Source organism: Fluviicola chungangensis (assembly GCF_007558725.1).
Lineage (GTDB): Bacteria > Bacteroidota > Bacteroidia > Flavobacteriales_D > Crocinitomicaceae > Fluviicola > Fluviicola chungangensis.
Window position 1 is genome coordinate 154,458 of the sequence record NZ_VLPL01000005.1, and the last position, 17,451, is coordinate 171,908.

General features: G+C 40.3%; 17 protein-coding genes. 2 read left to right on the top strand and 15 right to left on the bottom strand.

Translation table 11 applies throughout. The annotated features are described in order from the left end of the window. Positions 1-3: 3 nt before the first annotated feature. The 4 genes from FO442_RS11440 to FO442_RS11455 all read right to left on the bottom strand — a co-directional run bounded on the left by FO442_RS11440 (position 4) and on the right by FO442_RS11455 (position 4,318). On the bottom strand, positions 4-2,148 hold the full coding sequence (locus FO442_RS11440; protein WP_144333328.1) for a TonB-dependent receptor: 2,145 nt from the start codon (positions 2,146-2,148) through the stop codon (positions 4-6). Positions 2,149-2,239: 91 nt separating this feature from the next. Next, positions 2,240-2,569 (bottom strand): hypothetical protein, encoded by a 330-nt coding sequence (locus FO442_RS11445; protein ID WP_144333329.1) that lies wholly within the window; start codon positions 2,567-2,569, stop codon positions 2,240-2,242. 64 nt (positions 2,570-2,633) lie between these two features. Continuing rightward, complete coding sequence (locus FO442_RS11450) at positions 2,634-3,296, bottom strand: hypothetical protein (protein ID WP_144333330.1); 663 nt, start codon at positions 3,294-3,296, stop codon at positions 2,634-2,636. Continuing rightward, a complete protein-coding gene (locus tag FO442_RS11455) occupies positions 3,293-4,318 on the bottom strand; it encodes a threonine aldolase family protein (protein WP_144333331.1) in 1,026 nt (341 codons plus the stop codon). Before FO442_RS11455 ends, FO442_RS11450 begins: the two co-directional genes overlap by 4 nt. Before the next feature lie 143 nt (positions 4,319-4,461). Here FO442_RS11455 and FO442_RS11460 point away from each other — a divergent pair, with 143 nt between their 5' ends. Then, positions 4,462-4,701, top strand: a complete 240-nt coding sequence (locus tag FO442_RS11460; RefSeq protein WP_144333332.1) for a hypothetical protein — start codon at positions 4,462-4,464, stop codon at positions 4,699-4,701. A gap of 280 nt (positions 4,702-4,981) precedes the next feature. Here the strand turns inward: FO442_RS11460 and rpmH (FO442_RS11465) are convergent, their stop codons facing one another. The 3 genes from rpmH (FO442_RS11465) to rpmH (FO442_RS11475) all read right to left on the bottom strand — a co-directional run bounded on the left by rpmH (FO442_RS11465) (position 4,982) and on the right by rpmH (FO442_RS11475) (position 8,792). Further along, positions 4,982-5,110 carry a 50S ribosomal protein L34 gene (gene rpmH, locus FO442_RS11465; protein WP_246073845.1) on the bottom strand — a complete coding sequence of 43 codons (129 nt, stop codon included), beginning with the start codon at positions 5,108-5,110 and terminating at the stop codon, positions 4,982-4,984. Then, positions 5,094-8,504 (bottom strand): DUF7619 domain-containing protein, encoded by a 3,411-nt coding sequence (locus FO442_RS11470; RefSeq protein WP_144333334.1) that lies wholly within the window; start codon positions 8,502-8,504, stop codon positions 5,094-5,096. Before FO442_RS11470 ends, rpmH (FO442_RS11465) begins: the two co-directional genes overlap by 17 nt. A gap of 129 nt (positions 8,505-8,633) precedes the next feature. Continuing rightward, on the bottom strand, positions 8,634-8,792 hold the full coding sequence (gene rpmH / locus FO442_RS11475) for a 50S ribosomal protein L34 (protein WP_144333335.1): 159 nt from the start codon (positions 8,790-8,792) through the stop codon (positions 8,634-8,636). Between the two features lie 184 nt (positions 8,793-8,976). Here rpmH (FO442_RS11475) and FO442_RS11480 point away from each other — a divergent pair, with 184 nt between their 5' ends. Next, on the top strand, positions 8,977-10,794 hold the full coding sequence (locus FO442_RS11480) for an ABC transporter ATP-binding protein (RefSeq protein WP_144333336.1): 1,818 nt from the start codon (positions 8,977-8,979) through the stop codon (positions 10,792-10,794). A gap of 257 nt (positions 10,795-11,051) precedes the next feature. On the opposite strand, the gene FO442_RS11485 is transcribed toward FO442_RS11480, so the two are convergent. The 8 genes from FO442_RS11485 to FO442_RS11520 form a co-directional block, all read right to left on the bottom strand. Then, positions 11,052-12,401: a T9SS type A sorting domain-containing protein gene (locus FO442_RS11485; protein WP_144333337.1), complete on the bottom strand. Its 1,350-nt coding sequence runs from the start codon at positions 12,399-12,401 to the stop codon at positions 11,052-11,054. A 121-nt stretch (positions 12,402-12,522) separates the two neighbouring features. Beyond that, positions 12,523-13,812: a YHYH protein gene (locus tag FO442_RS11490; RefSeq protein WP_144333338.1), complete on the bottom strand. Its 1,290-nt coding sequence runs from the start codon at positions 13,810-13,812 to the stop codon at positions 12,523-12,525. A gap of 4 nt (positions 13,813-13,816) precedes the next feature. Then, on the bottom strand, positions 13,817-14,836 hold the full coding sequence (locus tag FO442_RS11495) for a cytochrome-c peroxidase (protein WP_144333339.1): 1,020 nt from the start codon (positions 14,834-14,836) through the stop codon (positions 13,817-13,819). Next, on the bottom strand, positions 14,833-15,501 hold the full coding sequence (locus FO442_RS11500; RefSeq protein ID WP_144333340.1) for an MbnP family protein: 669 nt from the start codon (positions 15,499-15,501) through the stop codon (positions 14,833-14,835). Before FO442_RS11500 ends, FO442_RS11495 begins: the two co-directional genes overlap by 4 nt. Next, on the bottom strand, positions 15,498-15,932 hold the full coding sequence (locus FO442_RS11505) for a hypothetical protein (RefSeq protein ID WP_144333341.1): 435 nt from the start codon (positions 15,930-15,932) through the stop codon (positions 15,498-15,500). The genes FO442_RS11500 and FO442_RS11505 overlap by 4 nt, the downstream gene beginning before the upstream one ends. After that, positions 15,929-16,189 (bottom strand): hypothetical protein, encoded by a 261-nt coding sequence (locus FO442_RS11510; RefSeq protein WP_144333342.1) that lies wholly within the window; start codon positions 16,187-16,189, stop codon positions 15,929-15,931. The genes FO442_RS11505 and FO442_RS11510 overlap by 4 nt, the downstream gene beginning before the upstream one ends. Before the next feature lie 32 nt (positions 16,190-16,221). Beyond that, complete coding sequence (locus FO442_RS11515) at positions 16,222-16,725, bottom strand: RNA polymerase sigma factor (protein ID WP_144333343.1); 504 nt, start codon at positions 16,723-16,725, stop codon at positions 16,222-16,224. Positions 16,726-16,782: 57 nt separating this feature from the next. After that, a complete protein-coding gene (locus FO442_RS11520; RefSeq protein WP_144333344.1) occupies positions 16,783-17,298 on the bottom strand; it encodes a hypothetical protein in 516 nt (171 codons plus the stop codon). Positions 17,299-17,451: the final 153 nt, after the last annotated feature.

Sequence of the window (17,451 nt, forward strand, 5' to 3'; positions counted from 1 at the left end):
TAATTAAATTTCATCTTTGTTAAACTCTTTCAACGACAGGTTAAATCCAAAGAAAATATTGAAGTAAAACGGAGGTTTCACCTCGTATCTCTGACTTCCGTCGTAACTGTAACGATAGCCCAATACATTGTGCTGATTCGTAATGTTATCTAAACTAACATAAAAGACGGTAAAAAACTTTTTAATAGTTGTTAAATATGCAGCGGTAAATGCCAGGTTGTGATAGTCCGGAGAACGGTCTCCAAGGAAACGTGCACTGGTCGGATTATAATACGGTCTTCCACTTGCGTAACTATACGTCAGGGAGAAACTCGTTTGAAGTTTCATGGAGAAATACTTCATAACCACGTTCAGGTTGTGGTCGGAAACGTAATCCGGAGTCACTTTACTGATATAGTTTTGATACAGTCTTTTGGTGTCGATGTAACTATACGAGATCCAATAGTCGAAATTCTTAATCGACTTCTTATCTCTCCAGAAAACATCAATTCCCTGGGCGTAACCTGATCCGCTGTTGTCCACCATCCCGTAATTGAAACGGAACGCATTCGGAGTATAAGCAACTCCCTGTTCACGGATTAACTGATCATAGGATTTGTAATATCCCTCCACCCGGAAAATACGGTTCTTGGCAATAATCTGGTAATTCGCCATTAAGTGCAATGCTTCCTGGAAGTTTGGCCGGTATCCCTGCATCAGATAGTTTTGAGAAGCCAACTGGTAAAAATATCCCGACGCCAGGGAAATCTGACTGGTTTTCCCGGTCTTGATTGCCATCGCCAAACGCGGAGAGATATTTCCTTTTGCCAGTAATTTGGAATATTCAGCCCTCACTCCCGGCTTGATCGCAAAGTTCCGGAAGGGAATGATATCGGCTTCGACGTATCCGGCACTAAGCATTTCCGTAAATTGTCCGCTTAACGTATCAAATGTTTGCTTGTATTGAAAATGCTGTAACTCGGACCCAATGATCATCCTGAATCGATTTCCTGCGGTGTAGGTCAATTCTCCACGTCCCTGGACCCGCTTATCATTTCGGGTAGAGATCAAGGTATCCCAGGTCACATCGTCGTCGTTATTACTTAAAGAAAATCCGACATAATACTTCCATTTATCGCTGATGGAATTTATAAACGTTGTATTGACATAGGTATTCTGATTTTTCAAGCCGAATTTCATCGTTGCCCCGGCTACACCCGGATTGGGAATTTCCAAACCGGAGCTGTTATACGTCTGGTTGAAAGTCGTCTTAAACATTCCACCGGTAGAAGTTTTGGAAACATACCGCCCTGAAAAACCGAATCCCTGAGGAGCTTCATAGAACTTCACATTTGCCTTCGCCAAGGCCAAAAACGGGGATAAATTCTGATAATACCCGGTAAATTCCACTGCATTTTTATCCATCAGTTTTGAACCTCCCAAAAAGATCCCGGCAAAATTTGCCCCGATGTTAATGTTCGTCTGATCCGGCAGGTCCAGCGTACTTAAATCCAACACGGAAGATAATGCCTGTCCGTAACGGGCAGTATAACCACCTGTACTGAATGCTGTTCCTTTAAACTGAAATGGATTAAAGCGCGTCCTTTGAGCCACTCCTGGAACAGAGCTTCCGAATGCATTTTGTGCTACCAAACCGTCCACTATAAACGATGTTTCGCTGACATCTCCACCACGCACCATTAAACCGGTTTGATCTCCTCCGTTTCGCTGAACACCAGGAAGTGTTTGAATTGCTCCGGCAATATCTCCCTGACCACCAGCCGTCGTTACAATATCCAAAGGATCGAGAATTGCTACGGTGCGGTCATTGGATGCGGACATGGTTCCGGCGGAAATAACCACTTCTTCGATTGCCCTGGATTGGCTGACTTTGATATTTTGTGTTATCGGAGTTCCATTCAGATTCACTTCAAGGGTTTGTTCCTCCAATTCATCCCCACGAACAACCAGCATTTGCTTACCGGTCATTTTAGTGGTCAGTTTATACATTCCTTTTTCATCTGTCTGAGCCCCGTCCGTTGTTCCTTTCACAAAAACGGTTGCCATAAACACAGGTTTTCCACTTTGATTCAACACCGTCCCTTCAATGGTAGTCTGTGCAATCAGACAGATGGGAATCAAGCCAATAAGCAATAGTAAATACTTCATAACATTTCATTACGGTGCTAAATTAGGTCGAAACAAAAGAAACCGAGATGGAAAATCGGTGAATTGATTTCTCCAATCGGTCAAAAGCAGTTTACAACTTGTCGCTTTCCAAATCCGTCTTCTGAGTATCAAAAACACTGGACCCTATGCGAACAGTAAACCATTCCAGGAATAATTCCAATGTCGGTTTCGGATAATCGTCATCGGAATCAACCACTGCCAGGCATTCGTTTTTCATGATCTTTTTGAAATGCGACTCGATCAGGGGTTCATACTCGAAGAAGTCTTCTTCAATTAAATACAGGTTTCCCTCCAGGTCATCCGACTCATCAAAATCAAATTCCGGATCGTGTTGTTTAGCCCAATCGCAAAAGGCTTGTTTTGGTTCTACGTAAATGTATCCTCTGTTTACTACTTTCATTTTTCTTGATTTAGGATTACGGGATTTTAAGATGTCCGGACTTCATTTGTTCTGTCTTATCATCCTAAAGTCCCGCTGTCTTATTGTCCTGTTGTCCTTTCAATTCTTGTATTTCTCCTTCTTTGATCTTCGACCAGCGGGTTTTCTTTCTCCCCGGAATTTCCAGTACATAGATCCAATTCTGATCTTTTTTTTCCTCGTTCAGCAATTCCACCAATTTCTTTGTGGCAATCGGTGTTTTTGATTCTATATAAACCAACTGATTTGCTCCTATCAGGAACAGGGAATTTCTACTTTGTTTCTTAAATTGTGAACCTACCTGGTAAGAATCACAGGTTGGTCCATAACAATCAATCCAGTTGAAAAAAGCGTTTTTCGTTCTCAAACTGTCCCTGAATTCATAATGCAATGCAACAATGCTGTCTTTTTGGCTCAATAAATACCATTTTTCCATTTTCGATGGTCCGAACCGGTCCGGAAACAATAAACTGTCGAGCATAAACCAAGATGCATCCTTATAAATCGAATCAAAAGCTGTCAGGAAATAGGCCTGCTTCGGTTTTTCATCTTTGATTTCCGCAGTTTCCCGGTTGTCTTCAATGTGATCAAACTTATCGGAGGTATGTGAAATATCTTCGAGCGAAACTGTTTCGGTCCCGTTATTATCCTTACAAGAAAGGAACAGTAAGAGCATCAATCCAATAACAGATAAAGCGAATAGTTTCATATTTTCTTGACTTGTTCTATTGTATATACCATGTCTTCCGAGGAAATATCCAGGTGCGTCACTAAACGGATCATTCCCGGGCCGAACGCAGAAACTTTAACGCCCAATTCTCCGAACTTTTGAATATAGTGATCGCGTTTCAGCTCCTCCTTCAAAATTACAACTAAAATATTTGTTTCCACGGGTAAAGTACTTTCCACCCAATCACATGTTAAAAAAACACTTTCCAATTGCTTTGCTTTGTCATGATCTTCCGGAAGCCTGCTTACATGATTTTTCAAAGCAAACATCCCTGCCGCTGCCAAAAAACCGGCTTGGCGCATACCTCCTCCCATGACTTTCCGGACCCTTCTTGCCTGGTGGATGAACTCTTTGGTTCCAACCAACAATGATCCCACCGGAGCTCCCAATCCTTTTGAAAGGCAAATGGAAATCGAATCGAATGCAGCAGCATATCTTTTTATTTCAACCCCATTCACAGCCAAGGCATTGAATATGCGTGCCCCGTCCAAATGAAGGGGAATATTCTTTGATTTCGCCAAGTGTGCAATTGCTTCAATCTCCTGAAAATCGTAAACGGCACCACCACCCCGATTGGCTGTATCCTCCAAAGAAATCAATTGGGTAACCGGAAAATGCACGTCGTCCGGCATAATCCACTTCTCAATCTCAGAAGCAGTCAAACGGCCCCGGCTTCCCTGAAGCAAACGAACAGAGGCGCCCGAATTTTTGGCAATCCCTCCTCCTTCATACTTGTAGATATGGCTTTCTTCGTGGCAAATAACTTCACCGCCGGGTTTCACATGAATATTGATAGCAATCTGGTTGGTTTGCGTTCCGCTTGTGCAAAATAATGCTGCTTCCTTACCAAAAAGTTGTGCTGCATACTCCTGCAGTTCATTTACGGTCGGATCTTCCCCATAAACATCGTCTCCTACAAAAGCCCGGAACATTGCATCCCGCATCTCAATCGATGGTTTTGTAACGGTATCTGAACGAAAATCAACGAAATAACGGTCCATAATTTTTTTGAAGCAAACTTAGAGCAATTCCTTGTAAAAAGAGCCGCATTTAAACTTTTTTTCAATTTCTTCGCAAATATGCATTGTTTCTGAAAAAAATATTATTTTCGGCACAGATTTAATAACTTAAAACATCTAAATTTATGAAAGCAATCGCTTTAATCGTTTGTGCAGCAGGCTTAAGCCTTTTTGCAACTTCTTGTAAGAAAACATACTCTTGTAACTGTACTGAAATTTACCAGGATGAGTTCGTTAACTACGATAGTTCTGAATCATACCCGGTTGTTGCCAAGAAAAAAGACAAGCAATCTGAGTGCGATAAATTCGCAACTGGGGCTTACAAAACCTATGAGGGAAGTGTACGTACTTGTACAGCTAACTAAGAATTGATATCATTTTTTTGAAAGGCCATCCGACAAACGGGTGGCTTTTTTCGTTGAATGGAGATCGTTGGAAGCTTCAAACATTTTCCGAAAGCCTATCTCAATTGAGAAAACATACCCAACGCGGGATACAGGTTATTTTGGATTGATTTAACTGAAACGGAAAATGCCCTGTAAAAAACGGACTGATTCTTTTTACCAAAAATCCGGACACAAAAAAACCACCTCTTCGCATAAAACGAAAAGATGGTCTATATCTTTAATAAAGATTTACAGGCTATTAACGCTTGTGGAAACCTTCGTCAGAAACTGTCAATTTTTTACGGCCCTTACGGCGACGTGCAGCCAATACTTTACGTCCGTTCTTAGTTGCCATACGGCTGCGGAATCCATTACATTTTTTCGACACGAATGTTCATTTCCAATTGGCTATTTCGAATCTTTATAATATAAATACCACTACTTAATGAATTCATTGCTACGTTCAAGTTTTCCTCCCAGAAGAATGTTTGGTTAGTCAATTCTTTACCATTCACATCAAAAACAATTACTTCGGTTTGATCCACACTGGATGGTAAATGAATTGTTAATACGTCATTTACAGGATTGGGGGAATAACTTAAATTTAGATTTGAGAAATTATCCAAACCCAGAGAATTAATTGAATAGCAATTGGAGGTATCCATACACACGCCGTCATTAATAATTACAGCATAACTTCCATTACTAATCGGTTCGAAATTTTGATTAATTGCTCCAGGAACTACTTGAAAATCTTGACAATTCATCCATTGATAATCAATTGCGCTATCCAGATTGGCACTCAATTGAACCGAAGATAAGTAGCTAACTGCTACATCTACGCTATGGTTCTCTAAATGCAAGACAATGGTAGAATCACAACCAAATTGACTCATTATTATTTGAGAATATTCCCCAGGTGTTTTAATATATGACCCAAAGAATTCGATAGAATCATTTACACACAAATTTGAATACAACTCCGTATTTTGTATTGGATGTACAGTCAAAAAAGTCTGATAAACAGTATCAATTGCATAACTAGATATAGTATCAGCGAAATTGCCAGTTTCATCATAAAAATTACCATGATAAAAGAAAAAAGATCCATCACAAATTGAAGCGGTTGTATCAATAATTATGGCAGGTTTGTAATAAATATTTATAGCAGGCGGTGTAATTATCGGAGGATTATTATCAAAGACAATATTGGCAATGTTACGAATCGTATCACCGACGTAGGTGTCCATTTGAGCATAGATTTTATATTGTACAAAACCCTTACTGTTTTCTTCATCTGTGGTTGAATCTGGTAAATAAATATTAGGAAATTCAAACCTCACTTCATTATTAAAACAGCTAACATTTACATAATGAGAAGAATTCATCAACTGGAATGTTGATAGATCTAAGAAATGAGAAAGCGTATCAATTATTGTCACATTCGTAGCAATTGCATTCCCAGTATTTTGGAAATGAATGGTATAAATAAATTCTCTTTCTTTAACTTCTGTCCGGCTCGTTATTTCTTCACCGATCGGTGTTACAACCTTAATATTAGGATCATACGCTGCAAGCACAATATTCTGTTGAATTAAATCATTGTTTAAGGTGTCAATGTCTCCAAATTCGCCTTTGCAAAACAGATATGAATTAATCTGATCACCTATATAATTAACATTTGGAATGATCGGCAAATACATTGTTCGAGTTTCAGAAGACATTGGTTGCATATTCATAAATAAATACATTGCTGTATCTCCATTCATCCCTATGTATTCAGGAATCTGAGTATCATAATAAAGAGCGGGATGATCTATATACAATCCAACCGTTATATTGTCAATTGAGTCACCAAAATTCGCAACTTTGAAACTGGAAATCGAATAAGAATCACTTAATAAAACATTCCCTATTACAAAACTCTGCAACCCCGGATTATGATGAAATTGATGAATCGTATCTCCAATAAATATCGAATCAAACACCAAGCCTGAGTTTGTAATGGAAATAAGCGGATTATTACAGAACTCACCAATGCCGATTGAATTACTTAAATTTTGTTCAATTGAATATACACCTGGGGGAACAAGAATTTCGAAATAGCCCAATGAATCGGTAACACCAAAATTTTCTATAGGATGAGCAAAAACAGTAATATCCTTCAATCCATTTTCATAAATATCGTGCTGACAATTGAGATTGGTATCTAAATAAATTCTTCCAGAAATGACTGAACAACTATCGTATAATATAGGAACCGTTGTTGTAATTAAACTACAACGATTAAAATCATCAAAAATATAATATTCATAAAGTCCTGCATCTAACGAATCCTGCTCTGCGATTTGAGAACTATTCAACAATCCTGAATCCCAATAAAAATGAACATCCCCAGGATACTGAGACACATCGTATTCGATATATCCGTCAAGCATATTGATGCAATGCTCTGGACCAATTTCGACTGAAAGACTATCCATCAAAATTTCTTCATTAGCGCCAACATGAATTGTATCATGTTCTAAGCAATTATAACTATGGAAGTATTCAAGAATATAGGTTCCTGTGTCAGAAATCGTTAAACTACTCGAAAACCCAAGATCAACACCTGGATTACTTTGTTCGCGCCAAATAAAACTCCCAATCGAATAAGCTCCACCAACCGAACTATAGGCAGGAGTCAAATCTACATCCCTATTACAATACAATGTAGTATCCGAAGGCATATCAAAATTATAATAGCGTGGTATTATTTTCATAGAATCTCTTGAAATACAATTCCCTACTCCGGTTTGCACTATAAGTATTGAAGTATCCATTGGTGTATCAAAAGTCACATTTTGGATAGTGGAGGGCAACTCATTTCCGTTAAGAATCCATTTATACGGTTGAACTCCATGTTGTGCGGATACATTTACTGTCGATTCAGCACAACTTATGGTTTCATTTTGATTTAAATAAACATTCCCATATGCAGTGCAATTAGGGTCATACAATTTCAAAGCATCAAAGGCGTATGTTGCATGTGAATTATTTGCAGGAATAGCATTAAATGCTATTGAATCATTTTCATGAAAGTTCCCGATAATTAAATAACGTTGTCCATTACCTGTAATATTTGTATTTACATTGTGGTTAGCTAATGAAATTATAGAATCCCTTGGAGTTTCATAAAAAGGCGTCAATAATAACGGTTGTCCACTAACATAGTCTGGAATTGAATCTGTTAAAGCAAATCCAATTCGATCCAATTGCAAATTCGTATTACTTGGTGCAACGTTGGTATAAGTAGAGTTATAGGTATTGAAGCTTGCTTGAAAATTATATTGCTTACCAACCTCCAAAGGTCTGGTTAACTCAATGAGTATGTAATTCCTGTAAGCAACTCCAGTATTATTTTTTTTATATACATGAATGTACATATATCCATGACTAATATTAGTCGCTTGCCAAACAGACGATTCATTTTTCCAATACATTGGATAACCCCAGCTCAAATTAGAATTTTCTACCGATGGTATTCCATGAGGTTGCAAATTTGAACTAAAATTATCAGACCAATATCCGTTACTGAAATATGAATAAGCGGTAGTACTCTGATTACTACATGTACTTCCTGTATTAAAATGTCCATTAGGGATAAAATTCAAGGGACCCCGTGCTGAATAATTTTGTCCAGATAATTGACATCCATTGTTTGCCATTGTAAAGTCACTTATCTGAGACAGTCCAACGAAAAAATTTGTCAGGAAAAATATAGAAAAGAGTATGTGTTTCATGGCATTAGGTATTAGATTGACAAAAGTAATAAACAAAATCAGTTAATTTTCACCTCCAACAAACAAAAAAACCACCTCTCCGCAAAAACGAAAAAATGGTCAATATCTTTAATAAAGATTTACAGGCTATTAACGCTTGTGGAAACCTTCGTCAGAAACAGTTAACTTCTTACGACCTTTGCGACGACGAGCCGCTAATACTTTTCTTCCGTTCTTAGTCGCCATTCGACTACGGAAACCGTGCTTGTTTCTTCTTTTTCTTACAGACGGTTGAAACGTTCTTTTCATGATCTATGCTTTATTCGAATGTTCTTAATGCTTGTTACATTCCTGAAATGTCAGACATTTGTCAGAATGGGGTGCAAAGATAGGTAGATTTTCTAATTTTTCAAGTTTTAATCGAAAATAATCGAAAAAAAAGTTTGATTAAGTCAATCGCCTATTACTTTTGTGTTACAAAACTAGCAAAAAGATGTTGCGACCAAAGCAAGCCAAAAAAGAAAAGATCCAATTGACACGTGACAGCTATAAAAAGGCTCGCAAACTTTTTCATTATTTAAAGCCTTATCGCTTTGAATACGCCATCGGGTGGATCTTCCTGGTGCTTTCCACATCGGTGGGGCTGATCTTCCCTATTTTACTGGGACAACTGCTTGGTTTGAGTAGTGGTTCTCAAACAAGTATGGCTCAGGCAATCAAAGCAATCGACCTTTCAAATATCACCACTGTAGCAGTAGCATTATTCGCTTTATTCGGAGGACAGGCTATTTTCAGTTATTTCCGGGTCGTTTTATTCACCAATGTGACTGAAAAAGCCCTAAGGGATTTGCGATACGATGTTTTCCAGCGCATGCTTCATTTACCGATGGACTTCTTTAACAGAAATACAGTCGGAGAGCTCACCAGCCGCATTTCTTCCGACATTACACAAATCCAGGAAACGCTTCGAACAACAGTAGCGGAGTTTTTCAGGCAAATTGTCATGGTTGTCGGTGGGATTGCCTACCTGACGTTTGTTTCATGGAAGCTTTCGCTGATCATGCTTTCGACGGTGCCCATAATCATGATTGTTGCCGTATTATTCGGAAGGTTCATCAAGCGTCTATCCAAAGATGCCCAGGATCAGACAGCCAGTGCCAATGCCATAGCAGAAGAATCTTTAACGGGAATCGGGAACATCAAAGCTTTTACAAACGAAAATTACCTCATCAAACGATTCAAAAATGCCATCGAGGAGATTCGCCGTTTGAATATCAAAAGTGGAATCTGGAGAGGATTGTTCATCTCGTTCATGGTTTTCTGTATGTTCGGTTCCATTGTATTTATCGTTTGGCAAGGCTTGTTAATGACCCAGGGAACAAATCCGGAACTGAGTGAAGGTGATTTGTTTTCCTTCTTAATGGTCACTTTGCTGATGGCAGCAAGTATCGGCTCACTTCCCGACTTTTACACCGGTATCCAGAAAACCATTGGCGGAACAGAAAAATTAATGGATATCATTAATGAATCCAGTGAGTCTGAAATTTTCAAAGGAACTGATAAGCCGGAAATTGACGGTTCTATCCGTTTTGAACATGTTCATTTCTCGTATCCTCAACGGCCCGAGATAGAAGTTTTGAAGGGGATTTCATTCGAATTGAACCGCAATGAAACCTTGGCTCTCGTTGGCACGTCGGGTGGTGGAAAAACAACTATTTCTTCCCTGGTCCTGAATTATTACCAAGTCAATAAAGGAGCAATCTATTTCGGAAATACAAACGCTGATTCCATCGATATCAAATATCTGCGTGAACACATAGCCATTGTACCACAGGATGTTTTATTGTTTGCCGGTACTATTTTTGAAAATATCACTTTCGGAAAACCCGGTGCAAGCGAAGATGACATCATCAGTGCAGCGAAACAAGCCAATGCCTATGATTTCATTATGAGTTTCCCCGACGGCTTCAAAACGCAGGTAGGAGATCGTGGAATTCAATTATCGGGAGGTCAAAAACAGCGGATTGCCATTGCCCGTGCAATTTTAAAGAACCCTACGATTCTTATTTTGGACGAAGCTACATCCGCTTTGGATTCGGAATCAGAACGAGTTGTACAGGATGCTTTGGAGAAATTGATGCACGGCAGAACCTGTATTGTGATTGCGCATCGTTTGAGTACTATCCGGAATGCAGACAAAATTTTAGTCCTGCAACATGGAAAAATCGTTGAAAGTGGAAATCACACCGATCTGATGGAAACAAATGGCGCATATTCTGATTTGGTGAGAATGCAGGTGAATCTGGGATAATTGGTAATGCTTTTTCAGGATCGGGAATTTTGGAATTCGGAAATTCGGGTGTTCCCAAAGATACGAACACTTTTATACTTAATCAATTGAAATACAATATAATAACAAGTTGAAGTTGCCAAACATTCAATCTGTTTATCCCAATAATTTTAAACCCTGTGAACCACCGAATTTGAAAATTCATCATTTTAATTATTTTTTAATAACGAACGCAGACCATTCAGCCTGCGTTTGTTTCAATCTTCAACTTAAAGTCTTTACTTCACCAGGAGTAATTTCCGGGTAATTGCATTACCCATACTTTTAATACGAACAACATATTCTCCGGCATTCAACGTTTGCGTTTCGAAAAAGGCAATTGTACTTCCGGAAGGGATCACTTTTTCCAAAACAATTCTTCCTGTCATGTCTGCTAATTCTACTGTCAAATTCTCCTTCACCAAACCGTTTACCTGGAGCGTTACCAAATCAGTTGCAGGGTTCGGGAATAAATCAATGTTCAGATTTTCCAGTTCGGATTGTGTCAAACCGTTTGTTGTGGGAGTATATGTGGTGGTGGTTTCTCCTACTGAAGTCACTTTTGTCACTACCTTGTTTCCATAGAATGTTGGACCAACTACATAAGGATAAGCAGAATTCCAGTTTTCATCCACCGTCGCAAAATAACAATAGATGCCAGCCGGATATTCTGGGGTAATACAAAATCGTCCGTTGTGAATATCCAAATAATCCGCACTTACAGGAGCTGTGAATTCATAATCTTCCCTGAAATAGCCCAAAGGGTAAGTGGCGCTTACTGCAGGCCCGGAAGTAACTGATGTTCCGTCATAATAGGTATTCCGTGCGGTGATATTTCTCAGAGTAAAAGATGATTTCATACGCACAATTCCTCCTGTTCCGTCCGCATTTTTAAACCCGTATGCACCATAAATCGGAAAACCGTCGTATGCAAAGCCAATTAACGGAGAATGAACCGTGCTGTCAATCGCGTATAAACCGTCCGAATCGTACAAATTACAAACGGTTGAAACAAGCTGTAAATCCAAATCAAACGCACTTGGATTTTGGTGATGATGATAATTTCCCATTGCCGGATGTCCCTTTGCACAATCAAAGCCTCCGCGTTCTCCTACAACTGCATCCCGGTTCCAAACGCCATCTCCCATTCCTCCCAGCGGACCTCCCGCAAGAGCATTCGAAGAGTTTTTCCAGGAAACACCGTCCCGGTAATCAAATAGTGCCACGCCATTAATAAAAACGCCGATGTTCCCGGCATTCGTTGCTGTCAGCGTACCGGTGTTCTGAGTTGGATTCAAAGGAATTTTAAAGATTGCATTCTGATCGGTTGCCTGGCTCGGGTTCCCATCGAGGAATGGCCCCGTCGGATAGGATGGAATTCCATTTGTGGTTACATAAACCCAAGAAGCAGAATATTGGACTAATTGGGTATTTACCGGAACATTGTCCTGAATTGCGGTTGAATTCCCGCTGACGTAATGGCTTCCCATCAACGTGGTGTTTTGAAGCCAGGATGTAATCGCCGGGCCTTGAGAAAAAGCCATTCCGTGGGAAATAGCGAATAGAATAATTACAGCTGTCTGTTTCATAGTAAAAGCATTTAATCGGTTAGACGACACTTTTGAACGAAACCCTCGCTTTCAAAAAAGTCTGCCCACCAAATGACGGGCAGACCTTCTTCTATCTTACGCAATTTTTGATAGGTAACAATTATTGTAATGCAATTTTGGAATAATGTATTTTCCCGTTATTGGTCACTTTCAGCGTGAAAACACCTGCAGATTCTTTGGAAAGATCAATGAATTGCTCATTTCCTTCGAATCGATTGGAATACACTACTTGTCCTGCCATATTGTAAATTTCAAGCTCCACTATTCCCGTTACATCCGGCAATTTCAAATTAAACATCCCGTTGGAAGGATTCGGAGCGATTTGTGCCTCCATTTTACCGTATTCCTTTACAGACAAAGGTTCCGTAAAACAAGTTGTCCCCGAAGAAGGAATCGTAATCGTTGCCCCCATCGTAATATCATCTGTTTCGGGAGCTCCGTAATACGATGTCCCGAGAATGTATGGGAATTCAGGAGTTCCGTTCGCATCGATCGTAATGAAATAAGCATAGGTTCCGGATGGATACTCCGGAGTAATGCAAAAGCGCCCGTTGTAGATATCCAAATCTCCGCCGTTCGCTGCAGACCAGGCATAATCTTCCACATAAGTTCCCAAAGGATAGGTTCCGCTAACTGCCGGACCGTATTGCCCCGCACTCAAAGCAGTTCCGTCAGGAAGTGTGGTTCTGGTGGTAATATTTCTCAAAGCAAAACCTGTTTTCATACGTGTTACAGCACTTCCAGCATCCATAGCTGTCGAATATCCGTATGGTCCGTAGATCGGATAACCGTCAAATGCATATCCGATGATCGGGGAATGTTCCGTTACAGGCATTCCTTCATACAAACGTGTTGGATTTGCGTGACTGTGGTATGCTCCCTGCTGCTGCGGATGCGCTCCCATGGTTGTATCCAATACAAATCCTTCGGACAAATAGACTTCTACATTCCAGGTCCCCACTCCCATTCCATTATTATTTGTTCCGTTATAATAATGGGCATTCGACAACCCGAAAGCAGGAACACCATTGTTCAGCAAGGCGATCGCACCAACCATCGGGACGGCTGTTTTCGTTGCAGGAACTGAAGGTACCCGTGGAAAACGGTATGTATAATTTTGCTCTGTCGGTGTACCGGGATTCAGGAACCTTCCCATGTTGGTCGTCATCCCGTCGGATTCTGTCCATACATAGGTGTTATCGTAGCAAACTTTCGTAACGTTTGCCAATACTGTTGAGGTATAAAAGACGTAAGTCGGAGGCCCTTGAGAAGCAGTATTTTGCCAATAACTGGCATACTCTCCCTGGTTCATGATCCAGTTATCCAATCCGGTTTGTGCCTGTGCTTTAATCGCGATTAAAGCCAAAACAAGTAATGTAATTTTTTTCATGTAGTTATTTAATTGTTCGCGGGTATTGAAATTGTTTATTGTTTAAGAAGGTATTATCTGTCAATGTTTTTAAAAAAGCAATGAGATTCCGCTTGTCGTCTTCCGATAACCGGATACCATTGCGAAGTTGTGGCGCCAGGGTTGCTGATGAATGAATATCCGTTGAGTAATGAAACAACACCATTTGAAGGCTCCGGTACCTCCCGTCGTGCATATAAGGAGCGGAACGTTCAATATTTCGAAGCGTCGGAACTTTAAACTTCAATGAATCCGAACTTTTCCCGGTAATTTTCATCCGGCCGACATCCTGAAGGATTGAATCCGGGGCCAAGCCGTTATTTTGAAATGTCTGATTGGTAAACAGCGGTTCCGTATGACAGGAGGCGCAATGTTCCTTAAATAACGCATATCCCTTGCGCTCCATTTCGGTAAACTGAATCCCATTTTCACCGCGTAAGACACGGTCATATTTTGAATCGGAACTTACCAATGTCAGCATAAATTGGGAAATTGCTTTTAGAAAACGCTCACCGGTCATAGTTTCAGAATGAAATGCAGCCTCAAAAAGTCGTCGGTATTTTTCTTGTTTAGCCAATTTTTGGAGCACATGAGGGAGCGTTTCATCCATTTCCACATGATTTTCCAAAGGTGCAAGCGCCTGCATGTCCAAGTGATTCACAGCTCCGTCCCACATAAAACTTTTTCCCCAGGCCAAATTCACCAGTACCGGAGAATTTCGCGTTCCGATGCGATCTTTGATTCCATGGCTGAGTGCATGATCGACGTGCGTAAAAGCATTATACGGCGAGTGACAACTTGCACAGGAAATTGAACTGTCTGAAGACAATACCGGATCGTAGAACAGGACCCTTCCCAATTGCACTGTTGCGGAATCGAGCGGATTTTTTTTGAAATTGTAAACGGGTTCCGGCCAATCCAGGGGCTTTTTCCAAAGCTTCTCCGTATAGCGAAAAGAAATGGTTATTAGAAGCACCATCAAACAAATCAGTTCCAGCCGTTTCATGGTTTCAGTTCAATGGATTTTGCCAGGAGTTGTGCATACTCAACCGCGCGGCTTCCCGGAGACATGACATGCAGTTCCGATTTGGTCCGAATGACTCGCTCCATTAAAGCATTCAGGTCGATGTCTAAACGGCAGACATTCGTTTTATCCGTTTTAAGCAGAATACGCTGCACTCCGGAAAACGGATGCGCATAACCACCCAGATGCAATTGAAATGTTTCGCGTTCGGGAGCAGTAAAAGTTCCCTCCAGTTTGCAATTGATGTAACCGCTTTGCCAGCTCCAATACATTCCATGCATCGGATCAAGTGCTCCATTCATCGCTCCGGATGTATTGGTCAGGCTGTCTATTCCGAATAAAAAGCGAATTTCATCGATCCCCGAACCCTGAACGACTGGAAAAATTAATTTCCGGGTAGAGTCGATTTCCAAATCAACCAAATACGCCAGCGTTGAATCTGTTGCTTTTAAGTGCCCGTTCTGATAAAATTCAAACTTCGAAAGGTACAAGCGCGCTTGTTCCAGTTGAAACGAATATCCATTCAAACGAACCGGCTCATTTAATTCAACCAATTCGTTCCCTGCTTTCAGATTGATTTCAACGATCAACTGGCCCCAGCCGAATAAGGGCAGGAAAAATACAAGATATGTTGCTGTTCTTATCACTGCTTGGGCTTTTTTCCGGGTGAAAATAAACGGGCAATTTCACGATTCAACGCTTTGAAGCAGTGTTTTTGATCCGGCCTGCACAATTTTTCAATGTCTTTAAAGTGATTGAAATGAATGCGCTCGATCTTCGCCTCGGTTTTTAGGATTTCCTGCAACAAACTATCTGAAAACGGCGCATCCAGGTTGGAATAAAGCCGCTGTTTCTGATCCAGTAATTTTTCCTGAGCGTTTTCAATTGCTTTCCGGTGTCCCTGAATCAACACGTCGTATGCTGCCACCTGTTTTTCGTCAAAATGAAGTTTTTCTATGATCTCATTTCGTGGCCCCTGATGCCTTCTTTCCGGTGCCATCCACCATTTATAGATAAACAGCATATTGCTTAACAACAACACCACGATAAACCCGTTCCTGATCATTGACTTTTTCATGGATACAATTGATTAGAGGGTGCCAAATTCAGTTCAGAAACCAGATCCGTTTTTTTGTCCGAAGCACTCATCGACCGCAATACCAATACATTTACTGCAATGATCATGGCTATTCCAGCCAGGTAAACAACCGATTTCCCGGTTGATAGCCGGTCAATTACCTGTTCCCGCACTTTCACATGAATACGTGTGAAAAGGAAGGGAGAAACTTCCACCCTTTCAATTTTGCTCAAGATATGTAATCGATCCTTTTCCATGTTGTTTGATTTGTTAGACGACGCTTTACGGTTTAACCCTCGCTGCGTTCTATTTTTTTTGAAAGATTTGTTTTAGCCCGTTGTACCAATGACTCCACCGCCTTGGGCGAAAGTTCCATGATCCCTGCTATTTCAGCAAGCGGCAGCTGTTCTATTTTATTTAAAATCAAAGCTGTTTTTTGATTGTCGGGAAGCTCATGGATACAGGAAAAAATAAATGCGGTTTCTTCCTTATACTCGATCAGTACACCCGGATGATCAAATTCTATGGAATCATTTTCGGTCAATTCACCGGTAAACCAAAAGAACCGTTTCTTCCGTTTTTTCGCTTTGAGAAAGTCGAGGGATTTATTGATCGTAATCCGGTAAAGCCAGGTGCTGTGATTGGATTCGTTCCGAAATTTATCCAATGACCTGTAAGCCCCCAGGAACACATCCTGGGTGATTTCTTCCGCGTCATGCACATTCCGGACATACTGCAACGCCAGGTTATACACCTGTTTGGCATAGTTTTCATACAGCAGTTCGAATGTCATTTCCAGTTATCGGTAGTCTTAAGAGTTGTAATGATACTAAAAGTTTAATTGACCGATTTATTTCCGGTAAACGTCCATGGCAAATTTCCCAACTACCTTAGGGCGAATGGTATCCCGAATCAATTTTATTCCATAGAAATCCGTTAGCCAATACGCATTTTCACCCAACCTGGTAGCTCTGGCATAAAACCACAAATAAGATTGATTTGCCCTTAACTCTTCCTCTTTGTAATTCCATATAAAGGTTTTCTGATAAGTTGTCGAATCCATATAAACAATGGTCACCTCATCCAATGATCCTCTTACAATGATATACGGATTAAATAATAATCCTTTTTCTTTTATCAAAGCATACAAACGCATCTCATCACTTAATTCATCCTTCTCTTTTTCCTCTTTGTAAAGCTTCTCATAAAATCGGATGGATTTCTTTGCAGATTGATGGCTCATGCCATACGCACTGTAATAATTAATAAAAGGAAAAACGATTTCCCCACTTATGTCCAGGATTCCCTGAGCCTGACCCTTAGAAAATGAAATGATAAAAAGCAGTAAAAGGAGGGTTCTCAACATGTTTTGCTCGTTAACTGTAAAACTACTCGTTTAAACTTAAACAATTCATTTGGATTCATTTGGATTCATTACAGCTTCATAACCATTTGATAACATTTTTTACCCGGTCATTTAACTATTTCGCCCTACCTTTGCGGTGAAAAATTGAACTTG

Coding starts and splice junctions, on each gene's coding strand:
- FO442_RS11450 (WP_144333330.1), bottom strand. CDS start 3,296: ATGAAACTATTCGCTTTATCTGTTATTGGATTGATGCTCTTACTGTTC.
- rpmH (WP_144333335.1), bottom strand. CDS start 8,792: ATGAAAAGAACGTTTCAACCGTCTGTAAGAAAAAGAAGAAACAAGCAC.
- FO442_RS11455 (WP_144333331.1), bottom strand. CDS start 4,318: ATGGACCGTTATTTCGTTGATTTTCGTTCAGATACCGTTACAAAACCA.
- FO442_RS11460 (WP_144333332.1), top strand. CDS start 4,462: ATGAAAGCAATCGCTTTAATCGTTTGTGCAGCAGGCTTAAGCCTTTTT.
- FO442_RS11505 (WP_144333341.1), bottom strand. CDS start 15,932: ATGAAAAAGTCAATGATCAGGAACGGGTTTATCGTGGTGTTGTTGTTA.
- FO442_RS11485 (WP_144333337.1), bottom strand. CDS start 12,401: ATGAAACAGACAGCTGTAATTATTCTATTCGCTATTTCCCACGGAATG.
- FO442_RS11445 (WP_144333329.1), bottom strand. CDS start 2,569: ATGAAAGTAGTAAACAGAGGATACATTTACGTAGAACCAAAACAAGCC.
- FO442_RS11490 (WP_144333338.1), bottom strand. CDS start 13,812: ATGAAAAAAATTACATTACTTGTTTTGGCTTTAATCGCGATTAAAGCA.
- FO442_RS11480 (WP_144333336.1), top strand. CDS start 8,977: ATGTTGCGACCAAAGCAAGCCAAAAAAGAAAAGATCCAATTGACACGT.
- FO442_RS11510 (WP_144333342.1), bottom strand. CDS start 16,189: ATGGAAAAGGATCGATTACATATCTTGAGCAAAATTGAAAGGGTGGAA.
- FO442_RS11515 (WP_144333343.1), bottom strand. CDS start 16,725: ATGACATTCGAACTGCTGTATGAAAACTATGCCAAACAGGTGTATAAC.
- FO442_RS11495 (WP_144333339.1), bottom strand. CDS start 14,836: ATGAAACGGCTGGAACTGATTTGTTTGATGGTGCTTCTAATAACCATT.
- FO442_RS11440 (WP_144333328.1), bottom strand. CDS start 2,148: ATGAAGTATTTACTATTGCTTATTGGCTTGATTCCCATCTGTCTGATT.
- FO442_RS11520 (WP_144333344.1), bottom strand. CDS start 17,298: ATGTTGAGAACCCTCCTTTTACTGCTTTTTATCATTTCATTTTCTAAG.
- FO442_RS11470 (WP_144333334.1), bottom strand. CDS start 8,504: ATGAAACACATACTCTTTTCTATATTTTTCCTGACAAATTTTTTCGTT.